Origin of the sequence: Acinetobacter radioresistens DSM 6976 = NBRC 102413 = CIP 103788 (assembly GCF_006757745.1) — a bacterium.
Classification (GTDB): Bacteria; Pseudomonadota; Gammaproteobacteria; order Pseudomonadales; family Moraxellaceae; genus Acinetobacter; species Acinetobacter radioresistens.
Genome location: NZ_AP019740.1, coordinates 265,397 through 291,226 on the forward strand (window position 1 = coordinate 265,397; position 25,830 = coordinate 291,226).

The window sequence follows — 25,830 nt, forward strand, 5'->3', positions numbered from 1 at the left end:
GTGCCTTTTCTTTAATTTGATCTACTTTTTCCATGACATTGTTCATTACGCTTGAGTCTTGCTGATTGTCATGTTGTGTAGATGCATGAGTATTTGAAGTATTGCTATCATTTTTTGCAGTAGTCATATATTTTCCCTCATGTAAAAATAAAACAGGTTAGTCATCTATATTAAGGAAAATAGAAAATTTTAATGTTGAAGTGCTGTTATATTGACCTTGCTTTTAGTTAATAAAAAGTGTCTCTTGTAGCTATATTAAAGTTATTTTAAATTTTGGTAAGTAATATATGACTTATTGAAATCAGGATAAATTATAATTTAAATATATTTAAGTTTAAATTGTTGTTTTAATATTAAAATAAATTTAAAAATTAGAAATTTAATTTTTATTATTAGATTTTAATCCACATTAGAAAATAAAAATTATTAAATATTATAAATATCTTAAGTATTTTTAATAATTTATTTTTAAAAGTCAGTAAAATAAATTAGATCTATAAACTTTTATATAAAAATCCCCAGCTTGTGGGGATTTATTAATGAAATTATTTTTGATCAGGTATCTCACAGTTCTCATCGGTACAAACTACGCCATCTTCTGGCTGATTTATACTTGTTTCCTGCTGTGTCTTTAAAACCTGGTCAAAAACTTGTATGAACACATCACGTGGCTGTGCACCTGCCAGAGCAATACGCTGGTCAAACACAAAAAAAGGAACGCCCGTAACTTTAAGCTGTTCACGAGCCAGCTTCTCATCATGCTGCACAAAATCTGCGAAGGTATCAGTATCTAGTACATATTCGACTTCCGCTGCATCTAACCCGATCCGCGCTGCCACATCTTCTACTGTTTCGCGCTCGCCAATGGCTAAGCCCTGTGTCATATAAGTATAGAAAAATGCTTCTTCGGCCTGATTGCCTAAACCTTTACTCTGGGCCAGATGGATAATACGGTGAGCATCAAAGGTGTTACCTGAGTTGGCCTGTTTCCAGTTAAATTCAATTCCTTCTTCTGCGGCCATAGCAGCAATTTTTTGCTGCATTTCTTCCATTTCTTCAACTGTACGCCCGTATTTCTGGGCCAGACGCTCTGTATTGGACTGTTCATGCTTGACTGGTGCTTCTGGATCAAGCTCATAGCTATGCCAATAGACTTCAAGTTCGACTCCTGCCTGTTCAGCTGCCGACTCTAAACGTTTCTTTCCGATATAGCAGAAAGGACAGACTACATCTGACCAGATATCTACACGCATGCTGTTTCTCTTTTCTATGCTTCATTTCAAATGATAAGGGCGACATGAGCGCTTTTAAAGAGAGAGGCTGTAATAAAATGCAAGTCAGCCCGGATTCCTTCATTTTTTAAAATATAAAGAACTGTTTTTAGTCATAAAAGTCAAACAGTGCTGTGTTCTGATTCAGGTTAGTATAAAAATGAAGCGGTCACTGGAGCTAAATATGCCACGTATATTCATGATTTTAGGTGTAGTGACCTTTGCGATATTTGCTCTATTATTTTATCAGTACTCAGCACAGCGTCAGGATGAGGTACAGGCACAGCAGTTTGAAACAGTGATGACTGAAAAAATGCAGCAGCTGTATCTTCAGGCTCAAGATTGGACCACCCCTATACATTTACAAACGAAAGACCAGCGTTTGTCCGGAGATTACCAGCTCATGGCTGATACTTTGCTCAGTTATTGGGTAAATAGTGCAGAGGCACGTAACCGTTATTTACGGGAACTGGAGAAATCTGACTGGGTTGATTTTTTGGATGTAGACCGGCTCGATAAAGACCGGAAACAGAATTATAAGGAAACTGAGCAAATGCTGGTGCAGGTTCGCAAGATTTCGCAGCAGTATCAGCAGCAAACCAGCCAGATTAAACAGCAGACTTTAGAAAAAGTAGAGCAGTTACCCATTCGTACTGATTTGCGTAAAGCTATGCTTACCAAGCTCGAACGTAGCCAGAAAAGTGACGAAGATCAGGCAATTTTTCAGTTAGAACTACAAATTCTAGAAAAAGCAGAAGCCATGTTTGAAATGTTGAAAAAGTACAAATGGGTCAAGCAAGGTGAAACAATTCTGTTTTATGAAGATGAGCAGGTAAAACAGTTCAACACTTTATATCAGGAAGTATTACAGCTTAATGCTGAAATCGAAAAGATTGAACAGAAAAATGTCGAAGCCTTGAAGCAAGAACTATAGCTTAAGAACCTCGAAATCATGTTATTTCTAGCTCGAATCATCCCTGTAGTGTTCAGGGATGATTCTTTTTTAGGGTTAAAATAAAAGGCGATTTATTTTTTCGCGACTGTAGCAGGGAAAAGTGGATCCAGGAAATTAGGCGCGACAAAATCCACTTTCTCTACTTTATAAAGTTTTCCAGCAAAGTTATTTTGTTGATGCCACACTATCTGATTTTTACTGAGATCTATCAGATTTAAAGCATAACGTTGACCTTCAACCGGCATTGAATAATAAATTAGTCCAGCGCCTGCTCCCATGGTTGCCAGTGATACGCCTGCACTCAAGGTCGCTTGTGAGAATTTACGCCCGAAAGACGGCTGAGCTCCGGAAATATTCACAACAAACATTTTATCTGCCTGAGTAAAGGTTTTAAGCGTACTTAAATCTTCAGCAGATAAATCCAGATTGACTGGTTGAAAAGTATTCTGGTTGGGTGAAACAGTGGTTTTATTCAATTTTTCAAACAGACGTAAAAGGGTGTCTTGTTGAGATAGATTGGGCGTAGTGTGATTTAAAGCGTTAAGCACAGGAAACTGATTAATTTCCTGCCGTTTATCCTTTGGATGTAAACGGATGTCATACCCTATTATCTGTTTCTTTGGCATAAAACCGCAAATGAAGGGTGCTGATTTCACAGTTGTATTAACCGAAACTTCTTTTAATTGCTGGGCAAGAGCCTCATTAAAGCCTAGGGCCAGTTGAGCACTTTCTTGACCAATAATGTGAGAAGTCCCTAACTCTGCACGCGATAAACAGCTATCAGTTAAAATTGCTACAGAAGATTGTCGGAGCTCATTTTGTTGACGGTCTAAAGCGCTACGTGTTTCGGGTTTAATCGCCATAGTATTACAACCTGTAAGTACTACAGCACAGCTTAAGCTGAATAAAATTTTTTTCATTTGAGAAATATAAGATTAATTGTGAAAGAAAAATGTGCAATAAGTTATTATTCGTCACATTGAGTATTGATATTGATTCCTTTTTGTTGCAGAGCCAAGTTTTTTATTAAAAAAATTGTAAAAAAACCCTGCATTGAGCAGGGTTTCTTTAAGTTTAGTATTTTAAGAATTAAACACGTTCGATAATGGTAGCAATACCCTGACCTAAACCGATACACATGGTCGCAAGACCGATTTGTGTATCTTGCTGTTCCATAATGTTCAGCAGAGAAGTGGTAATACGCGCACCAGAACAGCCCAGTGGATGTCCTAACGCAATTGCGCCACCACTTAAGTTTACGATGTCTTGTTTGTCATAAAGGCCTAAACCTTTCAGTACAGACAGACCTTGTGCGGCAAATGCTTCATTTAGCTCAACTGTCTGCATGTCAGCAATCGAGAGACCAGCACGTTTTAGTGCTTTCTGGGTTGCTGGAACCGGGCCATAACCCATGATCGCAGCATCACAGCCTGCAACTGCCATAGAGCGAATTACGGCACGTGGTTTCAGGCCGAGAGACTGAGCTCGTTCAGCAGACATCAGTAACATGGCAGATGCGCCATCAGACAATGCAGAAGAGGTTGCAGCAGTGACTGTACCGCCTTTAGGGTCGAATACTGGGCGTAAAGCACGGAAAGATTCAATATTGGCATCCGGACGGATTACTTCATCGATATCACACAATACTTTATAACCGTCAGCATTATGACCTTCAATACCCACAATCTCGTTCTGGAACAGACCATTTTCAGTCGCAGCCCAAGCACGACGGTGTGATTCCACACCAAAGGCATCCTGTTCTTCACGGGTAATGCCGTTCATACGGCCCAGCATTTCAGCAGTCAGACCCATCATGTTAGATGCTTTAGCATAATGCTTGGAAGCAGCCGGGTTCAGGTCGATACCGTGCATCATGCCTACATGGCCCATATGCTCTACACCACCGATGATAAAAATATCACCTTGGTTGGTTGCAATCTGTGCAGCTGCTGTATGAATGGCTTGCATGGAAGAACCACAAAGACGGTTAACGGTTTGACCGGCAACAGTTTTTGGAAGGTCTGCCAGCAAAGCAATATTACGGGCAATGTTCATACCTTGTTCAAGGGTCTGGTTTACACAGCCCCAGATCACGTCTTCAACTTCATTCGGGTCGAATTCGTTACGTACCATTAGTGCACGGATAAGTTCAGCAGACATGGTGTCGGCACGTACATTGCGGAACATACCGTTTTTCGATTTGCCCATGGCTGTACGTACACCATCAACAATCACAACGTCACGTGGATTTAAAGTAGCCATTCACGTCACTCCTTAACCGTAGAATTTTTTATTGTTAGCTGCCATGTCACGCAACATTTGTGGCGCTTCATAAGCTTTACCTAGGTGCGCATATTTATCGCAAAGCGCTACATATTCAGCAACACCGGTCTGATCAATGTAACGGCATGGGCCACCACGGAATGGAGGGAAGCCTACACCCATGATCATCGCCATGTCTGCTTCAGCAGGAGTAGCCACAATGTTGTCTTCCAGGCAACGAACTGTTTCATTACAGAAAGCCAGCATCATGCGGTCAATGATTTCCTGAGGATCAAATTCGCGTTTTTCACCTGATATTACCGGAGCAATGACATCATAGGCAGTCGGGTCAACAGTTTTGGCTTTCTTGCCTTTACGGTCGAGCTCATATTTATAGAAACCGACATCATTTTTCTGACCCAGGCGTTTTGCTTCATACATGGTCTGGATAGAACCTTTGTAATCTGGCTTCATACGGTCAGGGAAACCTTCAGCCATGACTTCTGCACCATGTACGCCGGTATCGATACCCACAACATCCATCAGGTAGGCAGGACCCATCGGCCAGCCAAATTTTTCCATGACTTTATCGATTTGCTGGAAGTCAGCACCATCTTTAAGTAACAGGTCAAATGCACCGAAGTAAGGGAATAATACACGGTTAACCAAGAAGCCCGGACAGTCGTTAACAACAATTGGCGTTTTACCCATTTTCTGGGCAAGAACTACTGTTGTTGCGATTGCTTCTTCAGATGTCTTTTCACCCCGGATGACTTCAACCAGTGGCATCATGTGTACCGGGTTAAAGAAGTGCATGCCAACAAAGTTTTCCGGACGCTGTAAGGCTTTTGCCAGGCGCGTGATCGAAATTGTAGAAGTATTGGATGCAATAATCGTATTCTCACGTACCGATTTTTCAGTATCTGCCAGAACCGCTTCTTTAATTCTTGGGTTTTCAGTGACTGCTTCAATCACGATATCTACTTCTTTAAACTCTTCATAGCTTAAAGTCGGGCGGATACGTGCCAGGGTTTCACCCATTTGCGCAGGTTTCATTTTCTTGCGTTCAACCTGCTTGGTCAGCAGTTTGTTTGCCTCAGACATACCCAGGGCCAGTTGCGGGTTACCAATATCTTTCATGATAATTGGTGTACCTTTGCTTGCCGCTTGGTAAGCAATACCGCCACCCATGATCCCTGCACCCAGAACAGCTGCCTGATTTACAGGATGTGCACCTTTTTCATGCTGTTTAGAAGCTTTTTTCACAACCTGGTCATTTAAGAACAGACCAATAAGTGCTCCTGCTTGCGGAGTAATGGCTGCTTTGGCAAAACCTTCAGCTTCAGCTTTCAAAGCTTCGTCACGATGTAAGCTTGCACCTGCCTGCAAAGAATCCAATAGTAGTTTTGGAGCAGGATATTGAGCCGGATTAGCTTTAGCCAGTACCGCACCCTTGGCTGTATTAAACGCCATCATTTGCTCAAGTGTACTCAATTTTACAGGGTCGAGCTTTTCCTGACGCTTGGTTTTCCAGTCCAGACGGCCATGAATAGCCTGCTTAACCAGATCAACAGCAGCATCTTTGAGCTTATCAGCTGACACAACAGCATCAACAGCACCGTCTTTTAGTGCAGCAGCCGGTTTTTTCGGTGCAGCAGTTGCCATCCATTCAACAGCGTTATCAATACCAATAACACGACTTAAACGAACTGTACCGCCAAAACCCGGGAAGATCCCCAGCTTGATTTCAGGTAAGCCCACCTGTGCTTGTTCTGACATGACACGGTAGTCACAGACCAGACACATTTCAAAACCGCCACCCAGTGCCATGCCATTAATAGCAGCCACTTTAGGAATGTCCAGGTCTTCAAAGCTGTTAAAAATTTCATGGACAGGCATCGCCCAATCAACAATTGCCTGCTCACCTTGTGCAAAGTTATCACCGAATTCAGTGATATCAGCACCAACGATAAATGTAGATTTGCCTGAAGTAACGATTAAACCCTGAATATCAGCAGCGGATACGGCGTCAATCGCAGCCTTGAAATCTTCAATCGTTGCACGGTTGAATTTGTTAACCGACTCACCTTGTAAGTCAAAGCGGAATTCTGCAATCCCGTCCTCAAGCATTTGGACGGTAATGGCATTGCCAGCGTGGATCATGCCCTGATCTCCTTTATTTTGGAGGACTTCTAAGTTGATGTAATGAAGCGTGTGTACATTTCCCGCACACATCGATGCTCCGCTAATCTTACGATAACTATATCCAAAAAGAACATAACAAGTTGTATCAAGCCGTGACGCAAGGGTCATCAATTTTAAAGGACAATATTCTGGTTGTGATTCCAATAAGTAAATCTTTGATAGATTATTTGAAATAAGTCATTAATTATAATAATTATTATTTTAATCAGTTGATGTAAACTATTTATAGAAAATAAGAGAATATCTACCGTAATAGGCAGTTTAAATACTCAGGTTATGTTTTAGTAACCTGTTAAATTCAATTTTAAAATTTCTGAATGCACTGAAATTGTTATGTTTGGGAGTTGTTATTGATAATACATCATTAGATAGAGTTCTATTTTGGCTACCCTTTATCGTCTTTTTTATCAACATTTGATAAAATTGCCGCCATTTACAGAGCCATTGACCTGTCGAGCAGCTCTAATCTCTCTCTTTTTATGTTGCAGAGTAGCTATATGATTAAATGGATCGTATTGGCGATTTTTGTGATTTCAGCGTTGTATATCCAAAATCGCGGTAAAGTGCGTCATTCGTTCTATCGTCAATTTTTTGACCATTCAACGCTTCTCGCACCGATTAATTTTTTAATGTACCTGTTTTCCAAGGTACCTAACCAGCCTTATATTGCTACCCAGCATTTTAAGGATTTGCAAACCTTGGACGAGCATTGGGAAATGATTCGGGATGAGGCCAGAGCCTTGTACCAGCAGGGCGGGATCAAGGCAGCCAGCAGTTATAACGATCTGGGTTTTAATTCGTTCTTTAAGACTGGATGGAAACGTTTTTACCTGAAATGGTATGATTCTAGCCATCCGTCTGCAGCAGAACTCTGTCCAAAAACCACGGCCCTATTAAAAACATTACCGACCATTAAAGCTGCCATGTTTACTGAGCTGGCCCCAGATAGCCGGTTAGTTCGACATCGCGACCCCTATGCTGGTTCATTACGCTATCATCTGGGTTTATTGACACCTAATGATGATCGCTGCTTTATTGATGTAGATGGTCAACGTTACTCATGGCGGGACGGGGAGAGTGTAGTTTTCGACGAAACCTATATCCATTATGCAGAGAACAAGACAGATGAAAACCGGATTATTCTGTTTTGCGATGTAGAGCGTCCATTAAAAACACGTTTGATGCAAAATTTTAATCATTGGTTTGGTAAAAAAGTGATGACTGCGGCCAGCTCGCCGAATGAGGCTGGCGACCAGACAGGCGGTTTAAATAAATTGTTTGCTTATGTCTACCAGATCAGGCTTAAAGCTAAAGCATTGAAAAAGACCAATCGCCAACTTTATTACGTTTTAAAATGGTTTTTAATGCTGGGTATTTTCTTCCTGATTTTTATCCGGCCATATATTACTTAAAAATTTAATGCCCTGCGGGGCATTTTTATATTCGAATGCTTTGATAAATCAGGCATAACTTAGCAGGATGTACATCAAAACAGATAGATCAATTTTGATAAAAATAGAATGTGCACTTTTAAAGGTGTTTTGAATCAGGACTAATGAACCCATTGCTATAAGTCGTAAGCTATTTTACTCTGTTTAATACAGTTTCCTGTTCTATAATTGATATTTCTGAAAATTAAATAAATTTAAAATATTCAGACCATTATTTGATAACTAATATTCAATTTTTTAAGTATAAACAAAACCGGCTAGCAAGATCAGGGATTAATATTTCTTCACAGGTGTTTTCTTAAATGACCAGCAAAATTTGATTTTTCAAATAATATATCTATACGTAATGAGTTTGATGTTAAAGGCTAGTGAATTTCTTTGAAAATTGTGAAGATGCTTGAAAAAGCCAGTAAAAGCATCACATCATGTGAAGAGCAAGATCTTGTCAATATAGGCCCCATGTGAACGAAAATGCACGCGAACATATAGAAAAAATTCTGGCAAACATGACCACTTTACCCGGGGTATACCGTATGTTGGGTAAAGATGGTGAACTCTTATATGTAGGAAAAGCCAAGAATTTAAAAAATCGTGTGTCGAGCTATTTTGTTAAAACTATCGAGCATCCCAAAACTCAGGCACTGGTGGCACGTATTTATGATATTCAGACTCTAATCACCCGGTCTGAAACAGAAGCCTTATTACTTGAACAAAACCTGATCAAGCTGCACCGTCCGCCGTACAATATCATGCTGCGTGATGATAAATCTTATGTCTATATTTTTGTGTCGAGTGACAAGCCTTATCCACGGGTAGCCAGTGGCCGGGGCAAGGGCAAGCATCAGGTTGGCAAGTTTTTTGGACCCTATCCCAGTGCATATAGTGCTCGTGACACCTTAGTGGTACTGGAAAAGCTGTTTAATGTACGCCAGTGTGAAAACAGCTATTTTGCCCAGCGCAAACGGCCGTGTCTGCAATATCAGATTAAGCGTTGTTCTGCACCGTGCGTCGGACTGGTAAGTCCTGAGGATTATCAGGAAGATGTAAAGAATACCATTCGCTTTCTGCAAGGTGATACCAAAGAGCTGAATCAGGAACTGATTGCCAAAATGGAAGAGGCCGCAGAAAAGCTCGAATTTGAAAAGGCCGTATTTTATCGGGACCGTCTGGGACTGTTGCGCGAAGTACAGGCCCAGCAAGCAGTTTATAAGGTCAAGGGTGAAGCCGATATTCTGGCAATTGCCTATCAGGCCGGAGTAACCTGTGTCCAGATTATGCATGTGCGTAATGGCCGGATGTTAGGGGGTAAAAGCTATTTTCCCGACATGCAAAGTGATGACCTGGGACAGATGCTTAGTGACTTTATGGCTAACTTTTATTTTCAGGTAGCTGATGAGGTTCCGGCTGAGCTGATTGTAAATGTAGCCTTACCTAACACACAGGAACTTGAACAGGCTATTCAGACTGAATTTGGCAAGAAAGTACAGATCAAGCATAAAGTACGGGAAACCCGTGCCGAATGGCAGGAGCTTGCAGTCATGAACGTGCAGCATGCCATTAAGGGGCAGCTGAGCAACCATCTTGAACTGCATGAACGCTTTCACCAGCTAGAGCAGGTCATGGGCCGGCCAGTTGACCGAATTGAGTGTTTTGACATTTCGCATACTATGGGTGAAGCACCGATTGCCTCATGTGTTGTATTTGATCAGGGAGGAGCACGTAAACGTGACTACCGGCAGTTTGCCATTCAGGATATCACCGGGGGAGACGATTACGCAGCCATGCGGCAAGCTCTGACCCGGCGTTATAAAAAAAGTCTATTACCAGACTTGCTGCTGATTGACGGCGGTAAAGGCCAGTTACATATGGCAATGGAAGTCATGCAAGACTTGGGCCTGGATGCTTTCATGGTAGGTGTTTCTAAAGGTGAAGGACGTAAACCGGGACTAGAAACCCTGCACTTTACGGATGGCCGCAAGATTCAGCTCGCTGAAGACCATAAAGCATTGCATCTGATTCAGCAGGTACGTGATGAGGCACATCGTTTTGCCATAACCCGGCACCGTGCCAAGCGGGACAAACGCCGTGCAGGTTCGGTTCTAGAAGTCATACCTGGACTTGGTCCAAAGCGCCGGCGTGACTTGCTTACCCATTTTGGTGGGATTCAGGGTGTACTGAAGGCTTCAGAAAAAGAGTTAATGGTAGTTCCCGGTTTGGGTCCGGCACTGGCTCGAACGATTTATAAAATACTGCATGAATAATAGGCAAAAATTACCAAAGTAGAGGATGACTCCCGAGTCAGCAGCCATTCACAGCACTTAAAAAACTTGTCATGATGGCCCGAGCACAAGAATAATTGAGGCAAGGGATGTCATTAAAACAACTTTTTCAGGCTGTGACAGTTTCAGAAGAGATTGATATTCCAGCAGGCTGGTTACAGGGCCGGACCATTTATGGCGGACTGGTAGCGGGAATCCTGATGCACAAGGCTGTAGCAACTGTCAATGATCTGCAAAAACGGCTGTTGAGCACTAGTGTGACCTTTGTTGGCCCGGTACAGGAGAGTCGTGCCAGAATCACCGCTGAGGTGTTACGTGAAGGTAAATCCGTAACGACGGTAGAGGTAAGGTTATGGCAGAATGATGAAGTCCAAAGTATTCTGCTGGCCAGCTTTGGTGCTGAGCGCCCATCTGCAATTGAAGTCCATCAGGAGCGTCATGCTCCTGACTATCCGTTGCCTGAACAATTAAACTGTCTGCCTTATCGGGAGGGCTTCTTACCACTGTGTTATCAGCAGTTTGAACTGTGCTGGGCCGAAGGGCAGTTACCCTGTAGTGGCAGCAAAACTCCAGACTTTGGTGGCTGGTTCCGGTTTAAGCCCGAATTTCATGATAATAGCGAACTTGAGCTGGCTCATTTGTTGACCTTGATGGATATCTGGCCACCTGCTGTGATACCGCTCTTTAAACAGGTGGCTCCTGCCAGTTCCTTGACGTGGCATATCACTTTGGTACATCCGGTCCAGCATGAGTTGCATGACTGGTTTAAATATAAAGCTTTTACAGATTTTGCAGGGGACGGCTATTCAACCGAATATGCCCATATCTGGGATGCCGAAAATCGCCTGATTGCGATTTCCCGGCAGACTGTAACAGTGTTTGCCTAGTGACACTAAATATCATTTCGTATAAAGTGACCCTACTAAAAATGGATAAATCCTCAAAATTTTCTATTACATGATCATGTGGTAGGGGGAAACACTGGCGGTGTCTATGACTACAGGTCGTATCCTGAATATTCCGAACATCTTGACTTTGGCACGTATCGGATTGATTCCGGTATTTTTGCTGGTGGTTTACTGGCCACCTGCAATGCAGGTAAGTGGGCATGAAAGCAGTATGACCCGGCATATTATTTTGACTGCAATTTTTGTGCTTGCTGCAGTAACCGACTGGTTCGATGGCTATCTGGCCCGAACCTTGAATCAGACTTCAGCCTTTGGGCGCTTTCTTGACCCTGTGGCAGATAAACTGATGGTTGCAGCGGCACTGATTGTGCTGGTGCAATGGCAACCGACAATTTCAATGGCCTTTGCTGCGATTGTTATTATTTCTCGTGAGATTACAGTTTCCGCCTTACGTGAATGGATGGCAGAACTGGGAGCTCGGACCAGCGTAGCTGTTTCTACGGTGGGTAAGTACAAAACAGCATTTCAGATGATTGCGATTTCTGTATTTCTGCTGAACTGGCCGCCGCTTGAATTAATTGCTTATGCACTGCTTTATACCGCAGTGCTTTTAACCTTATGGTCAATGTTTATTTATCTAAAGGCCGCCTGGCCTTATTTAAAGCAGCCTTAACAGTGGCCCTATAAAAAATCCCCATGATACAGGGGATTTTTTATAACTTTCTTTAAGCCAATACAGGCCTTAACTGTGAGTTTCTTCCTCAGCCTCTTCACCAAAAGTCTTGGCAATTTTTTCAATATTTAGGCTTTTCGCCATGGCATTGAAAATTTCCTTATAAACTCCGTCCTGATGATAAAGTGCATCATGTTCGCCGTGCTCGACGATTCGTCCCTCTTTCATGACATACGTATAGTCGGCGTCAATGATCTGTGACAGGCTATGTGAAATAATGATAACCGTCCGTCCCTGCTTGATCTTGTCTAGGCTCTGCTTGATCTGCTCGGAAGCAATCGCGTCCAGACTTGCAGTGGGCTCATCCAGAAAAATAATCGGTGGATCTTTAAGGAACATCCGTGCCAAAGCAATGCGCTGCTGCTGACCACCAGAAAGCATCAGGGCATCCGTCTCATAGCTATGTTGCAACTGCATGATCTGCTCATGGATAGATGCTTTCCGTGCCGCTTCGATGACTTCATCCAGCGATGCATCAGTCTTACCATAACGAATATTTTCAAGAATTGAACCCTGAAAAATGTGGTTTTTTTGCAGCACTAGACCAATATGGTCACGCAGATAGGCCGTATCAATCTCTTCAATTGGAACTCCGTCGAGGTAGAGTTTACCTGAGGCTGGAAGATAAAATTTATCCAGCAGACTGATAAGAGTGGATTTTCCGGCACCAGACAGGCCTACCAGTGCAGTAATACGGTTGGGTTGAGTCTGCATATTTATATTCTTGAGAGCATGATGTCCATTTGGATAATAAAAATCGACATTTTCTAGCTCGAACTGGCCCTGAATAACCGGCTTGCGTGTACCGCTTGATTCAATTTCATCATCAGCCTCCAGAATCTGGAAAAAACTCTCTGAATAAATCATGGCATCATTAACTTCATCATAAATACGGTGCAACGAGCGAATAGGGGCAGAAACGTTATTGAAGAGTAGTACGTGATACATGATCATCCCTATACTCATCTGGCCGGACAGAACAAAATACGCAGTCAGAATAATGATCAGAACAATACCGATCTGTTCAATAAAGGTTTTCATGCCATCAAACAAAAAGCTGGTCTGACGGGTACGCATCTGGTTTTGGGTCAGTTCTTTTTGTAGCTTGAGCTGTTTCTCTGCTTCTATCGACTCGCGATTAAAAGATTTAATTACGGTAATTGAGTTAATAATACTCAAAATGCCCTGACTCTTTTTTTCTCTTCCATCGCGCAGGTTGCGCCGCCATCCTCCCAGCTTCTGGGCTTGTTTGTAGGTTAGCCAGAAATATACCGGCACGATACATAGGGCCACAAGTCCTACCCAGACATTGGCATAAAACATGAGACCAAGCGCGACAATTGCACTGGTAAATAGAGGCAAGATATCAATAAAAAAAATCTGTACCAGTCGGGTCAAAGACCCGATTCCGCGGTCAATTCGTGTCTGTAATTTGCCTGCCTGATTATTTTCCTGGTTAAAAAAGGCCAGCCGATAGGTCAAAAATTTTTCAATAATGCCTTGGGCCAAGTCTTGTGACACCAGAATTCTAAGTTTTTCACCATAAAATTTTTGGCCAAAGGAAACCAGTGCACTAATAATTTCCTTCCCCAGCAGAATTACACTAATGGTAACCAGAATATGCCAGCCTGCATTCAGTCCCTGACCAGCTTCGACCAGACGGTTAATACTGTCGACAGCATACTGCAAGGTCAGTGCATTGACCTGGGCCGTAAATGCACCGATTAGCGTCAAGCCCAGTGTTGCCATAACCAGCAGGCGGTACGGCCTGACAAAAGGGGAGATCTTTTTAAATAAATGCCATAAATTCATGCAGGTCGTTCTTGTTCTTAAGTTCTAAATTCAGTCTAAGGATTTAAATATACCGGCTCAACCCACCGCTCTGTGACAATTTGTGAATTGAGCAAAGTGATAAAACCATGTTTAAAATAAGTATTACCCTGATCTGACCGGAGCAGTAATGAACCTTGAGCTCTTTGCGGCCCAGCCCCGATCAAATCTGCTGCCTTATAACGGCTCTGTTAAAGATTATGGTCAGATACTGACCGAGACAGACGCAACAGCCTATCTGCAATATTTTCTACAACAGCTGGCCTGGCAGCATGATGAAGTTATCCTTTATGGCAAGCATATACGAACCAGCCGTATGATCGCCTGGTATGGTGATGAAAAATTTGAATACCGCTATTCAGGTATTACACGAAAAGGACATATATGGGATGACAGTCTCTGGAAACTTAAACAGTATATTGAAAAACTGACGGGCCAACAGTTTAACTCATGTCTGGCCAACTTGTACCAAGATGGCAGCCAAGGCATGGGCTGGCATAGTGATGATGAAAAAACTCTAGGTCAAAATCCGGTGATTGCTTCTGTCAGTCTGGGGGCAACCCGTAAATTCTGTTTTAGGCATAAAACCCAAAATGACAAGATAGAGGTCTTATTACAGCATGGGCAATTGCTGTTAATGCGCGATGAAACCCAGCATTTCTGGAAACATGCCTTAATGAAAAGCACTCGGGTACAGGAACCCCGTATTAATCTTACATTTCGGTATTTCTGGCCAGAGGGCTAAAAAGCAGGGCAGACCAGCAGAGACAATAAAATAAAACAGCCCATGTGTGGAGGACATGGGCTGTTTTATTCAGAGGAGCTGTTTTCGAAAAAACAGAACAGTAATGTCATGGAACACTTTTGGCAATTACTGAAGAACAAAATCATCATATGAGAATTTATTTAAAATTACAAGAAATCTCTTCGAGTAATTTATGTAAATTATCGTATAGATTATTACTTAATAGATCAGTTCCCTTCTTCTGAAATAACAGAAAATTTCTTCTCGATTTGTGCAGCATTTTCTTTCAATGTCTCAATCAGTTTACTGACGTTAATAAACTCAAAGCGGCTTCTTGAAGCCAGTACAGTTAATGCCATAGGCGCTTCTTTAGAAGAAAACCGGATGGGTACAGACAGACCGGATACCCGTGGGTCGAGCTCGCCCTGAGAAAAATAATAACCCTGTTTTTTAATTTTTTTCATCTGTTGTATAAAGCTTTCCAGGTCCTGCGCAAAGCCGACTTCAGAGAGCTGGGTAGCAAAGCGTTCATAATAATTATGGAGACGCTGTTTTGGCAGATGTGCCAAGATAACCTTGGGAGAAGACCCGACGTATACCGGACGTGGACAACCACGACCATAGGACAGCAGGTCGGTATTACGGAAAACCTCATGATGCACATCAATGCAGTAATCCTGATTAAGGTGAGTAAGCAGACAGCACAATTCGGTGCGTTCTGCAATTTCACTCATAAACGGACTGCTGGCCTGTACTACAGGATCAGTTGTACGTGAAATATAGTCCAGTACAGCAATTTTTGAACCCAGCGTATAATCACCTGATGTACCACTAATACGCTGCAGGATGTCTGAAGAAACCAGTTCCTTGAGGTAGCGATAACTGGTCGGTTTGGACAGGCCGAGTTCCTCACAGATAATGTCAACATTGATGACAGGCCGTGAAACTGAAAATAAATCAAGAACCGTCAGAATCTTGCCAAAACTAGAAAGTGCCATGTATACCTACTGTTGTCCAAAATCTTAATGATGAGCTATTACCTTTATAACAAATTGTAGAGACCGGTGAATATATTTTCAGGCTGGAAAACTTGGCCTATTAAAGTACGCTTAAGGAATAACTAGTAATCAAAATAATTTATTTATTATCATAATAAGATACTTTATTGACTATTTCGTGTTTATTTGAAAAAATACTCACATTAAGTATCTTATTTAGAAACTATCAAGATTAAAATAAGTGCTGTTTATTCTCTCCTTTTCTTTCGTCTGAAAGAAAACTTACCTGAACATTGATCCTGCTTTTAAAACGGGGATGTGTTGACTGCTGCAATATCTATATCAGGGCTTAAAAGCTAGGGCCCTGCCATGTGCGATATTTAGCAGGTCTAGGCAAGGGTAAGTTGTTGTTGACTTGGAAGTACGCCTTAAAACGGATTTCTATTTTCGAGATACCACATGCTATTTAAACAAATCTTGGCCTTTCGTCCGGGCCGGATGGAACTGACTTTTGCGCTTAAAACTTTTATTGCTGGCATGCTGGCTCTATTTGTATCTTTTCGTCTGGATCTGATTAACCCGATGTGGTCGATTGGTACAGTGATGATTATTGCCAGTCCATTCTCAGGCATGGTCTCTTCCAAATGTGTATACCGGCTTATCGGAACGGTTGCCGGGGCAATAATCGCATTGCTATTGACTCCACCCCTGATCAATACACCGTGGCTATTTTCTATTATACTGGCGCTATGGGTCGGTTTTGCACTTTATATTTCTCTTTTGGACCGTACACCGCGCAGTTATGTATTTATGCTGGCCGGTTATTCTACTGCCATGATCGTATGTAATGCGATTGGCTATATAGACAGCTATAACATCTTTGATCTGGCTTTGGCTCGGGTACTAGAAATTTCAATCGGGGTGATTGCCCATGCTGTGGTCTCAGCGACAGTTTTACCGATACATATTGGCTCGGTCATCAGGCAGCGTGTCACTAAACTTCTGAATGATACTGAAAACCTGTTTAGTAATTTATTGAAAAATCCGCATCCAGACCAGAACTATAGCGAACTGCTGGCTGGAATAACCCGTGACAGTAGTGATATTCATGCACTTGCTGTGCACTTGTCTTACGAGAAGGGTGAATTGCAGGGCATGACCAAACAGTTGCAGGAAATGCTGCATCAAATGTCCATGGTAATTGCCAATCTGGTCGCCATGTCGGAAAAGCGCGAACAGCTTCATCAACTTGATTTTAAAAAATCTGAGTATCTGGAAAAACTTCAGCAGCATGTGCTGAATTTTCTAAATCAAAAGCAGCCTGTAGCCGAGAGCCAACTGACTGAATTGCCTGCAGAGTTCGAGGCTGACTTCAATGAATTGCTGCGAGATGTTAACCCTGAACAATATATCGTTTTAAGCAGTATAAAAATGGACATCCGGCATTTTATTCATAATATCCGGACGGTTAAATTATTGTGGGGGCTGATTCAGGCAGGTGAGAAAAATATCCCTGAGAGTATTACTCCAATTACTACAACTTATCCGAGTTTACATCGTGATTATGGCGTGGCAGTGCGCGGAGGAGTCAGCGCTTTTCTGATTACACTGATCGTTTGTGCGCTCTGGATCCTTTCTGGCTGGCGCATGGGCTTCATGATGGCACAGATGGGGGCAGTAACAGCATGTATTTTGACAGCACTTGATAACCCGGTACCCGTGCTGCGTATCTTTATCTGGGGCAGTCTGGTTTCGGCTGGGCTGGTGTTTGTATATGCCTTTGGTATTTTTCCACATATTACGGCGTTTTGGGAGCTGGCACTGGTGCTTCTGCCCATGTTCCTGTTTTCTGTATCCATGATGGCCAATCCTTCTCTGATGCCAGTAGGAATGGTACTGGGTATTAATACCATGATGGGGCTAAATTTGCGTAATTCTTACAATATGGATGCAGTGACCTATTTTGACAGCTCTTTTGCCATGATTCTGGGTGTTCTGGTCTCACTGATTGTGATCTATTTTGTACGCGCCATGTCACCAGAAACCAGCGCAACACGAATACTGGCCCTGCATAGTAAAGCCATGCACCAAGCACTTGTATTGCCTTATGGTACCCAGTTCAGGATTCATCTTAGAAGTATGCTCGACCGAATCGGTGTACTGAATACCAAAATGGTTCAGTCATCTGAGATTCGTTCTTCGATTAATGCAGCACTGGTTGAATGTAGTGCGATTGTCGATTTAAGCCGGCTGCAGGAACTGGCAGGTCAGTTATCTGATCATGAGCTGCTGGTGAAACAGATTGCACAGCTGGGCCAGCAGCTCGAGCACTATTTTGAACTACGTGAGCAGGCAGGCTTGTGGAACGCTGTACCATCCACTGAACTTGTACGGCAGCTCCAAGAGTTACGTTTACTTGCCACAAATGTTGAAGATAATGAGCTGCGACTTCGACTGCTAATTTCACTGAACAATATCCAGTGCAGTATTTGCCATATCGGGATAAGCAATACACAACCACATTTTAATATGGCAGGAGCTTGAGATGGGTGAAGTCAATATTTATGGACTTTATGTTCCGATTCTGCTGATACAGGCGATTTTGGCTTACGGATTACTCAAGCTTACAGATGTATTTACCCATCGCTGGGTTACAAATGGCTGGATTATGTGGCCAGGCATATTTCATCTTTGCTGGTATCTAGTGCTACTGCTCTGTATCCACTGGCTCTTTCTTTATTTTTCTGCTTGATTTTCTCTGGTGATAGGTTGACCGTGATGAACTCATTTGATGCGCGCAAGCTGCTTCGTCCCTTATCTCTGCTGCTGGTGGCGGCAGTTGCTCTCTATGCCATTATACATTTATGGAACTACTATAATGCTGCACCCTGGACCCGTGACGGTCGGGTGAAGGGTGATGTGATGCAGGTTTCTTCAGATGTTTCCGGACTGGTCACAGAAGTTCTGGTACAAGATAACCAGACGGTAAAAAAAGGTCAGGTCTTGTTTAAAATAGATGTCGCCCGTCAGGCGCTAGATGTTGAACAGGCTAAATCTGATCTGGCTAAAGCCAGGGCAGGGCTGGCCGAAGCTGAAGCTGCTCTAGCCCAGTCACATGCCAACTCAATCAAGTCTCAAGCCAATATCCGGCTGGCAGAGAAAAATGCACAGCGTTATGCCAGCCTAATGAATGGTGCAATTTCCAAGCAGGAACAAGACCAGATGTTCGCAGTGCGTGACCAGGCGCGTGCTGAGCATGAACAGATGCAGGCTGCTATTCAGCAGGCGCAGGCCACTATCCGTCAGCAGAAAGCATTGATTGAAGCTGCCACCAGCCAGGTACATCTGGCTGAACTCAACCTGCACCGCTCAGCAGTTATTGCACCGGCAGACGGCACTTTATCCAATTTCGATATGCGTCCTGGTAATTACGTGAAATCTGGACAGGCAGTGGCTGCCCTGGTCGACCGCCAGCAGCTCTATGTGGTCGGTTATTTTGAAGAGACCAAACTTGACAGAATACATGTGGGAGATAAAGCCACAGTACAGCTCATGGGAGATTCGGAAAAGATTTATGGTCATGTGCAGGGTATAGCAACAGGAATTGAGGACCGTGAGCGTGGCAACAGTTCTAACCTGCTGGCCAACGTCAACCCTACATTTAGCTGGGTGCGTCTGGCACAGCGGGTACCGGTCAAAATCATGATTGATAAATTGCCAGAAAACCGGTTAACCCTGGTATCAGGCCGTACCGCAACAGTACGAATCATTGAAGCCAAAGATCATATTTGACCGGTCTTGGCAAAAATCATTAAAAAGAAGAGTATTACTCTTCTTTTTTTATAGAAGATAAAATATCAGGGCTTAAGTCCATCTGGTTCCCGATACCAGCTTTCAATCAGCAGGGCAGCTGCAATACTGTCAGCCGCAAGTTTACGGTTCCCACCCTGAGCCTGATACTGATTCAGTTCACTACGGGCTTCACGAGTCGTTAGACGCTCATCCACCATCAGGGTCTCAATATTGGTCTGATGACGCAGTCGCCGTGCAAACTTGCGGGCACGGGCAGAAAGTTCTGACTCACTCTCATCCATGTTTAAGGGTAAACCGACCAGAAACAGGTCCGGTTGCCATTCTTTGACAATCTTCAGCAAATGTTCCCAATTCGGGATTCCATCCTTCATCGGGAAGAGCGTCAAGGGATTAGCACTCTGAATAGCTGCCTGTCCGATAGCCATGCCCATTTTCTGAGTGCCAAAGTCAAAAGCCATAATCAGGCCCGGATGAGAGGCATCAGGCATGACCAATCTCGGAAGCTAGCCAGGTACGGTCTAGGCCCATTTTTTTATAGGCAGCGTCCCAGCGGTCATCGTAAGGCAGATTAAAAATCAAGTCCATATCTGCATCACAGATGAGCCAGTCACCGCGTGCAATCTCTTCTTCAAGTTGATTTTTGCTCCAACTGGCATAACCCAGCGCTATCTGGTAACGGTCCACTCCTTCATTGTGTGCAATTGCATCCAGAATGTCTTTACTAGTGGTGATACAAACATTTTCACCAATAGCAATAGACGAATGCCAAACGGGTTGACCGGTATGTAAAACGAAACCTGCCTCCGGGCGCAATGGACCGCCTTGAAGCACATCATGAGGTTGGACATTATCTGCATCAATTTCCAAGTCATTCAACAATTCCTTGATCTGAATGCCAGCAGGTCGGTTGATAATGATCCCTTGTGCGCCGTCTTCATCATGTCGAGCCAGATAGATGACCGTATGAGCAAAGAAATCATCGGCAATTTCTGGAGGAGCGATAAGACAACGATGCGTCAAATATTGTTTGGTCACCTAAGCTGTTCTCCTAAATTGTCAGCATAAAGTTTTGTCTGGACAAAAATTGAGGCAAAAAGATAAATTTCAATAAAATTACAGAGTATGGTCTCTTCACTTATAAGTGACTACTGTCGAGAATACAATCCTCTGCACGTAAGCATCTGTGCCTTTCAGCAAAAAAGCAGAAACTTATTGGTCAGATGTAGCCTTAAATACTGTCTATTCAAGGCTTGCAGAATGGGGACAGACTAGAATATAAAAGCTGCTGCTTGAAGATAGTTGTGGCGATTTTATAAAAATCAAGAGCTCAAACTGGCTGCTGATTGCTAAAAGATATTATCTATTAAGCCTGCTGGAATTTAAGCTGACGCAACTGTCTGGCATGCTGCAAGGTGGTGTTACTAATTTCAACGCCACCTGTCATACGGGCCAGTTCCTGAATCCTTTCATCTTCATCCAGTTCAATGATGGTACTGCTGGCCGGATCAGTCTGCAGTTTCTTTACCAGAAGATGCTGGTCAGATTGAGCCGCCACTTGGGCCTGATGGGTAATACACAGAATTTGTACATGCTGTGCCAGCCCTCCAAGCAGTCGTCCTACAATCTCGGCAGTACCGCCGCTGATCCCGACATCGATTTCATCAAACACTAGAACCTCAGCTTCAGTTTTCTCGGCATTCATCACCTGCATTACCAGTGCAATACGTGACAGCTCACCTCCTGAAGCTACCCGTGCCAGTGGTTGGGCCGGTATGCCTTTATTGGCGGTAAACAGTAACTGGATAAAGCTCAGGCCTTCTGCAGTAGGCTGTTCCAGTGCATCAAAACGGAATTCAAAATAAGCTTCGGGCAGGGCCAGTGGTTTTACCTGTTCAGTCAGCTGTTTGGCAAGTGGTATCGCGGCTTCACGTCGAATCTGGTCCAGATGCTCAGCCTTCTGCAAAAAGTCCTGATGAGCGTGTTCAACCTGTTCGGCCAGCATTTCTGGGTCATCGAGCTGTTGCAGTTTTTCCAGTTCCTGCTGCCAGAGTTCATATTCTTCTTTTAGCTGCTCTGGCTGGGTTCTATACTTACGGGCCAAACGATGAAAAATTTCAAGCTGGGCATTCAACTCTTCCATACGTTCTGGATCAAAGCTCTGCCGGTCAATAAACTGGCGTAGCTGCGCTGTCCCTTCATCTAGTTCACTTTGCGCATTTAATAATGCATTATAAATACTGGATAGCTGTTCACTACGCCCAGCATGTGTTTCCAGCCGGCGAATTACCGAAGAGAGCTCCTGAGAAAGATTGGATTCTGCTTCATCGAGTATATTCAGGCTGTAAGCGCAGTCCTGCATAATATGTTCATGATGGCTGAGACGGTCAAATTCCTGCTCTATTTCTTTATAGTGAATAGCAACTATATCTTCAAGTTCTTCAAGCTGTAGCTCCAGCGTACTGATCCGCTGTAATCGGCTAGCCTGTGCTTCAAGCGCAGCCTGATGCTGGCGAATATTCTTCTGCCACTGGCTATATGCATCACGTACTTGCTGGGCCTCATTATAAAAATTACTGTAGCGGTCTAGCCACTTGCGTGGATAAGGTGGTTCCAGAAGCTGCTGCTGACTATGCTGGCTATAAAGCTGAACCAGAAGACGTCCAATTTCTTTCAGTTCAGATAGGCTGCTCGGGCGGCCATTGATCCAGGCTTTACTGCGGCCTGTAGCAAAAATTACCCGGCGTAAATGTATTTCACCTGATTCATCATTTAACTCATGCGCACTGAGCCACCCTGCTTCAGGGCTATCTGGCTGGTAGCTGAAGACGGCAGTAATGTCGGCCTTGTCTGTGCCATAACGAACATAGTTGGTATCGGTACGTTCACCGAGGCAGGCAGAAAGCGCATCAAGTAATAAGGATTTACCAGCACCGGTCTCACCTGTGAGTACGTTAAAACCTTGTTCAATATCAAGGGCTAGATGGTCAGCAAGCGCAAAATTGATCAGTGTTAAATGTGTCAGCATAAACGCATCCAGGCTGCGAAAGGTTTGTGTCTAAGATAGTCAAGTTTTGTTGTGGTCACAAGATGGCTTTTATTTTAAGACATTCAAAATATGATAACGCGATCTTAAAATAAATATGCGAATAAAAATTTTGTAAATACAGTTGTTCTGTTCTTGGCAAAAAGCTGTATTCGCTTTAACAATACTGAAAACTAATTAAGAGAATATATTGCCAGCAAAGATCAGTGTTCCATTGTTGTTATGCCAGTCATATATTGTTGATGGTTAGAATTACAAAATGAAAAATACGGTTTGATCAAAAATGTAATGATGAATTAGATATTTAACTAAAAATTTCATCTTTATAAGCACAAGTGCAACAAATATAGCAGACACAATATCATAGTAAGTTATAGACAGAGAATGATAAAAAATGGTCGCTCATCAACCGTTATGCTGGATCTTTCAACTATTGGTTCAAGGCTGCCTGTAGATCTGAATAAACTGAACGGCAAGGAATGGAAAATATTGATTTTTCCTGTTGAAACGGCAATTGATTAGTTGCGCTGCCGCAATTAAACTACCGCAATCATAACGTATATAAATGCGCATTATCTGGAGAATACGCATGTCAGCACAGTTTGATCATGTATCAGTAATAAAAAAATCAAATGTTTATTTTGGTGGTTCATGTATTAGCCATACAATTTTATTTGAAGACGGTACTAAAAAAACTCTGGGGGTCATTTTACCGACAGAGCAGCCGCTTACCTTTGAAACCCATGTGCCTGAGCGTATGGAGATTATCTCTGGTGAATGCCGTGTTAAAATTGCCAATAATGAAGAGGCTGAACTGTTCCGCGCCGGTCAGTCTTTTTATGTACCAGGTAACAGCACCTTTAAAATTGAAACTGATGATGTGCTTGATTATGTTTGCCACCTAGAAGGCTAAGCATTCTGCAATAAATCAGGTACACTAGACTGATATAGGAGATCCTGCGAAGTTACTTTGCAGGATTTTTGTTTTTCACAAGTCACCAGCTTAGAGGTCGTTCATGGCGAAACCTGAATATTATTATGGCGTTCATGCAGTGGAGTCATTATTAGAACTGGAGCCAGAACGGGTTCTGACCCTGTTTACACTAAAAGGGCGTGAAGACCAGCGTTTGCAAAAGATTCTGGAACTGGCTGAACCTTTCGGAATTAGCGTGCAAAAAGCCAGCCGGGACAGTCTTGAAAAGCTGGCCGGGTTACCCTTTCATCAGGGGGTTGTGGCTGCTGTCCGTCCACATCCGGTTATGAATGAAAAAGATCTAGAACAGTTACTTGAACAAACACCAGATGTTCTATTGCTGGCGCTAGACCAGGTAACTGATCCGCATAACTTGGGGGCCTGTATCCGTACAGCCGCAGCAATGGGTGTACAGGCAGTTATTGTGCCACGTGACCGTTCAGCCAGTCTGACACCGACGGCACGGAAAGTGGCAGCCGGTGGGGCGGAGAAAGTCAAGTTTATTCAGGTTACCAATTTGGCCCGTACGCTTGCACAGATGAAAGAGCAGTCACAGGTACGAGTGATAGGAACCATGCTCGACGAACAGGCATTGCCGCTTCAGCAATGTGACCTGACCGGACCTATAGTGATTGTAATGGGTGCTGAAGATACCGGTTTAAGACCTATCACCCAGGCACAGTGCGACCACAAGGTTTACATTCCGATGGCTGGAAATCTGCAAAGTTTAAATGTCAGTGTGGCGACCGGTATGGCACTCTATGAAGCCTGTCGTCAGCGTAATGCTAAAAGTTAAGTTAATTAATTAAAAGGATTCAGTATGACTCCCCGGGTTCAAGGTTATCTGTTTGTGGCGATTACCATGTGTATCTGGGGCGGTTTCACTTTATTCTCCCGTTTAAATGCCCAGTGGCATATCAGTCCTTGGGATATTACGGCCTTACGTTTCGGTCTGGCCTTTCTCATTCTCATGCCTATTCTGCTGTATAAAAAAGATACGGCATTTTTATGGACGAGGCAGTCTGTTCTGTTGGCACTGATTGGCGGCTTAGGGTACTGCTTAACAGTGTATACAGCATTTTTGTATGCTCCTGCTGCCCATGCCGCGATTTTTCTCAACGGTTGTATTCCACTAACCACTGCTGTAGCAGCATGGATTTTATTTAAACAGCCTTTTGATCAGCATACCTGGCTAAGTCTTGGCATTATGCTACTTGCTTTAGCTGTCATGAGTTATCTGATTTCACGCTCAAGCAGTCATGCATTTGGTATAGGAGATATCCTTCTATTTACCAGTGCCATCTGGTGGGGCGTATTTACTGTACTGCTCAAGCAATGGAAGCTGTCTGCGTGGCACTCTATGGCGAGCGTCGTAATTTGGTCAGCCCTTATCTATGTTCCAATTTACTTGTTATTTATACCTAAACATCTCAGTGAGCCAGAACCTCTGCATCTGGTTATCCAGACACTTTTCCACGGCGTTTTTGTGGTAATCATTGCTACCCTGACTTATGTGGCAGCCATTGAGCGTTTAGGGGCTTTTAAAACTGGAAGTATTGTAACTCTGGCACCTTTTATTGCAGCCTTGCTTGCTATACCATTGCTCGGCGAATCATTAAGTCTCTCTGTGCTTGCTGGATTAATCGGGATGAGTTTTGGAGCTTTACAGCCATGGCGCTGGTTCCGCAAAGATACTTTACAGGCGCAGCTGGAAAACCAGAAAAAAGGTTCTGGTTCAGACTCTCGCATCTCCTAATCTGCTTTTAGCTTTTCGGCCTTGATGAGGTAAAGCTGATGAAGAGGCTGTAATTGAGCATATAGATGCTCCAGATGGCCATCATTGGTTACAATATCATGAGCGAGAGTCTGTTTTTGTGAGCGAGGCATCTGTGCGGCAATGATCTGACGGATCTGCTCCTCAGACTGCTGGTCACGCGCACAGGCACGCATAATCTGAATATCTTCGCTGGTATCGACTAAAAGTGTATGCTGGGCAAGTTCATGCTGATTGGTTTCAAATAAAAGAGGAGAAACCAGTATGGCATAAGGACTTTGGGCAGCCTGTAGCTGCTGGATTAACGCCTGGCGGATAGCAGGATGGGTAATTCCTTCCAGAGTCTGACGCGCTTCCGGTAGCTTGAAAATATGTTCACGCAATGCCCGCCGGTTTAACTCGCCATCTTCTTGTAACACCCAGTCACCAAAAGCATCATGAATTTGTGCCAGTGCTGGCTGGCCACGCTGTACCACTTCACGTGCTACTACATCGGCATCTACGACCTGTATACCTTGAGACTCAAACCACTGGCTGGCAGCTGACTTTCCACTGCCTATTCCTCCTGTTAACCCCAAGATAAATGTCAT

At 43.4% G+C, this 25,830-nt stretch carries 23 protein-coding genes; 13 read left to right on the forward strand and 10 right to left on the reverse strand.

Features of this window, described 5'->3' with window-relative positions; translation table 11 throughout:
* Positions 1-545 precede the first annotated feature (545 nt).
* Entirely contained in the window at positions 546-1,253 is a 708-nt protein-coding gene (locus tag ACRAD_RS01245; protein WP_005023037.1) for a DsbA family oxidoreductase, read from the reverse strand.
* Between the two features lie 202 nt (positions 1,254-1,455).
* Between ACRAD_RS01245 and ACRAD_RS01250 the strand changes: the two genes are divergently transcribed.
* Positions 1,456-2,205 (forward strand): hypothetical protein, encoded by a 750-nt coding sequence (locus ACRAD_RS01250; RefSeq protein WP_005023040.1) that lies wholly within the window; start codon positions 1,456-1,458, stop codon positions 2,203-2,205.
* Positions 2,206-2,297: 92 nt separating this feature from the next.
* Here ACRAD_RS01250 and ACRAD_RS01255 read toward each other — a convergent pair whose 3' ends face one another.
* The 3 genes from ACRAD_RS01255 to fadB form a co-directional block, all read right to left on the reverse strand.
* A complete protein-coding gene (locus ACRAD_RS01255; RefSeq protein ID WP_016801148.1) occupies positions 2,298-3,146 on the reverse strand; it encodes a lipoprotein in 849 nt (282 codons plus the stop codon).
* A gap of 169 nt (positions 3,147-3,315) precedes the next feature.
* Positions 3,316-4,488: an acetyl-CoA C-acyltransferase FadA gene (fadA, locus tag ACRAD_RS01260; protein ID WP_005017032.1), complete on the reverse strand. Its 1,173-nt coding sequence runs from the start codon at positions 4,486-4,488 to the stop codon at positions 3,316-3,318.
* Between the two features lie 12 nt (positions 4,489-4,500).
* Positions 4,501-6,651 carry a fatty acid oxidation complex subunit alpha FadB gene (gene fadB / locus ACRAD_RS01265; RefSeq protein WP_010700180.1) on the reverse strand — a complete coding sequence of 717 codons (2,151 nt, stop codon included), beginning with the start codon at positions 6,649-6,651 and terminating at the stop codon, positions 4,501-4,503.
* Positions 6,652-7,190: 539 nt separating this feature from the next.
* On the opposite strand from fadB, the gene lpxO reads away from it, so the two are divergent.
* The 4 genes from lpxO (at position 7,191) to pgsA (ending at position 12,004) form a co-directional block, all read left to right on the forward strand.
* The gene (lpxO, locus tag ACRAD_RS01270) at positions 7,191-8,105 is read left to right on the forward strand and encodes a lipid A hydroxylase LpxO (protein WP_005023047.1); all 915 of its coding nucleotides are present in this window, start codon (positions 7,191-7,193) and stop codon (positions 8,103-8,105) included.
* Positions 8,106-8,605: 500 nt separating this feature from the next.
* Positions 8,606-10,405: an excinuclease ABC subunit UvrC gene (gene uvrC / locus ACRAD_RS01275; protein WP_005023049.1), complete on the forward strand. Its 1,800-nt coding sequence runs from the start codon at positions 8,606-8,608 to the stop codon at positions 10,403-10,405.
* 107 nt (positions 10,406-10,512) lie between these two features.
* A complete protein-coding gene (locus ACRAD_RS01280; protein ID WP_005023051.1) occupies positions 10,513-11,310 on the forward strand; it encodes an acyl-CoA thioesterase in 798 nt (265 codons plus the stop codon).
* A 106-nt stretch (positions 11,311-11,416) separates the two neighbouring features.
* Positions 11,417-12,004 (forward strand): CDP-diacylglycerol--glycerol-3-phosphate 3-phosphatidyltransferase, encoded by a 588-nt coding sequence (gene pgsA / locus ACRAD_RS01285; protein WP_005017019.1) that lies wholly within the window; start codon positions 11,417-11,419, stop codon positions 12,002-12,004.
* A gap of 69 nt (positions 12,005-12,073) precedes the next feature.
* Here the strand turns inward: pgsA and ACRAD_RS01290 are convergent, their stop codons facing one another.
* Positions 12,074-13,876 carry an ABC transporter ATP-binding protein gene (locus ACRAD_RS01290; protein ID WP_005017016.1) on the reverse strand — a complete coding sequence of 601 codons (1,803 nt, stop codon included), beginning with the start codon at positions 13,874-13,876 and terminating at the stop codon, positions 12,074-12,076.
* Positions 13,877-14,024: 148 nt separating this feature from the next.
* Here ACRAD_RS01290 and ACRAD_RS01295 point away from each other — a divergent pair, with 148 nt between their 5' ends.
* Positions 14,025-14,639 (forward strand): alpha-ketoglutarate-dependent dioxygenase AlkB family protein, encoded by a 615-nt coding sequence (locus tag ACRAD_RS01295; protein ID WP_005017014.1) that lies wholly within the window; start codon positions 14,025-14,027, stop codon positions 14,637-14,639.
* Positions 14,640-14,866: 227 nt separating this feature from the next.
* Here ACRAD_RS01295 and ACRAD_RS01300 read toward each other — a convergent pair whose 3' ends face one another.
* A complete protein-coding gene (locus ACRAD_RS01300) occupies positions 14,867-15,637 on the reverse strand; it encodes an IclR family transcriptional regulator (protein ID WP_005017013.1) in 771 nt (256 codons plus the stop codon).
* Positions 15,638-16,096: 459 nt separating this feature from the next.
* Between ACRAD_RS01300 and ACRAD_RS01305 the strand changes: the two genes are divergently transcribed.
* From ACRAD_RS01305 to ACRAD_RS01315, 3 genes are read left to right on the forward strand one after another with little or no spacing between them, the layout of a single operon-like run.
* Positions 16,097-18,181 carry an FUSC family protein gene (locus ACRAD_RS01305; protein ID WP_005023056.1) on the forward strand — a complete coding sequence of 695 codons (2,085 nt, stop codon included), beginning with the start codon at positions 16,097-16,099 and terminating at the stop codon, positions 18,179-18,181.
* 1 nt (position 18,182) lies between these two features.
* Positions 18,183-18,389, forward strand: a complete 207-nt coding sequence (locus ACRAD_RS01310) for a DUF1656 domain-containing protein (RefSeq protein WP_005017009.1) — start codon at positions 18,183-18,185, stop codon at positions 18,387-18,389.
* A 26-nt stretch (positions 18,390-18,415) separates the two neighbouring features.
* Positions 18,416-19,429 carry an HlyD family secretion protein gene (locus ACRAD_RS01315; protein ID WP_005023060.1) on the forward strand — a complete coding sequence of 338 codons (1,014 nt, stop codon included), beginning with the start codon at positions 18,416-18,418 and terminating at the stop codon, positions 19,427-19,429.
* A gap of 65 nt (positions 19,430-19,494) precedes the next feature.
* On the opposite strand, the gene ruvX is transcribed toward ACRAD_RS01315, so the two are convergent.
* From ruvX to recN, 3 genes are all read right to left on the reverse strand, one after another.
* Positions 19,495-19,938: a Holliday junction resolvase RuvX gene (gene ruvX, locus ACRAD_RS01320; protein ID WP_005023063.1), complete on the reverse strand. Its 444-nt coding sequence runs from the start codon at positions 19,936-19,938 to the stop codon at positions 19,495-19,497.
* Positions 19,931-20,485 (reverse strand): YqgE/AlgH family protein, encoded by a 555-nt coding sequence (locus tag ACRAD_RS01325; protein WP_005017002.1) that lies wholly within the window; start codon positions 20,483-20,485, stop codon positions 19,931-19,933. Before ACRAD_RS01325 ends, ruvX begins: the two co-directional genes overlap by 8 nt.
* Before the next feature lie 328 nt (positions 20,486-20,813).
* On the reverse strand, positions 20,814-22,475 hold the full coding sequence (gene recN / locus ACRAD_RS01330; protein WP_005023065.1) for a DNA repair protein RecN: 1,662 nt from the start codon (positions 22,473-22,475) through the stop codon (positions 20,814-20,816).
* Positions 22,476-22,877: 402 nt separating this feature from the next.
* Here recN and ACRAD_RS16405 point away from each other — a divergent pair, with 402 nt between their 5' ends.
* The 4 genes from ACRAD_RS16405 to ACRAD_RS01345 all read left to right on the forward strand — a co-directional run bounded on the left by ACRAD_RS16405 (position 22,878) and on the right by ACRAD_RS01345 (position 25,222).
* On the forward strand, positions 22,878-23,015 hold the full coding sequence (locus ACRAD_RS16405) for a hypothetical protein (protein WP_016801149.1): 138 nt from the start codon (positions 22,878-22,880) through the stop codon (positions 23,013-23,015).
* Between the two features lie 67 nt (positions 23,016-23,082).
* Entirely contained in the window at positions 23,083-23,406 is a 324-nt protein-coding gene (gene ppnP / locus ACRAD_RS01335) for a pyrimidine/purine nucleoside phosphorylase (protein ID WP_005016998.1), read from the forward strand.
* A gap of 103 nt (positions 23,407-23,509) precedes the next feature.
* Complete coding sequence (gene rlmB / locus ACRAD_RS01340) at positions 23,510-24,262, forward strand: 23S rRNA (guanosine(2251)-2'-O)-methyltransferase RlmB (protein ID WP_005023068.1); 753 nt, start codon at positions 23,510-23,512, stop codon at positions 24,260-24,262.
* Positions 24,263-24,286: 24 nt separating this feature from the next.
* Positions 24,287-25,222 carry a DMT family transporter gene (locus ACRAD_RS01345; protein ID WP_005016993.1) on the forward strand — a complete coding sequence of 312 codons (936 nt, stop codon included), beginning with the start codon at positions 24,287-24,289 and terminating at the stop codon, positions 25,220-25,222.
* On the opposite strand, the gene coaE is transcribed toward ACRAD_RS01345, so the two are convergent.
* Positions 25,219-25,830 (reverse strand): dephospho-CoA kinase, encoded by a 612-nt coding sequence (gene coaE, locus ACRAD_RS01350; protein WP_005016991.1) that lies wholly within the window; start codon positions 25,828-25,830, stop codon positions 25,219-25,221. The genes ACRAD_RS01345 and coaE overlap by 4 nt on opposite strands.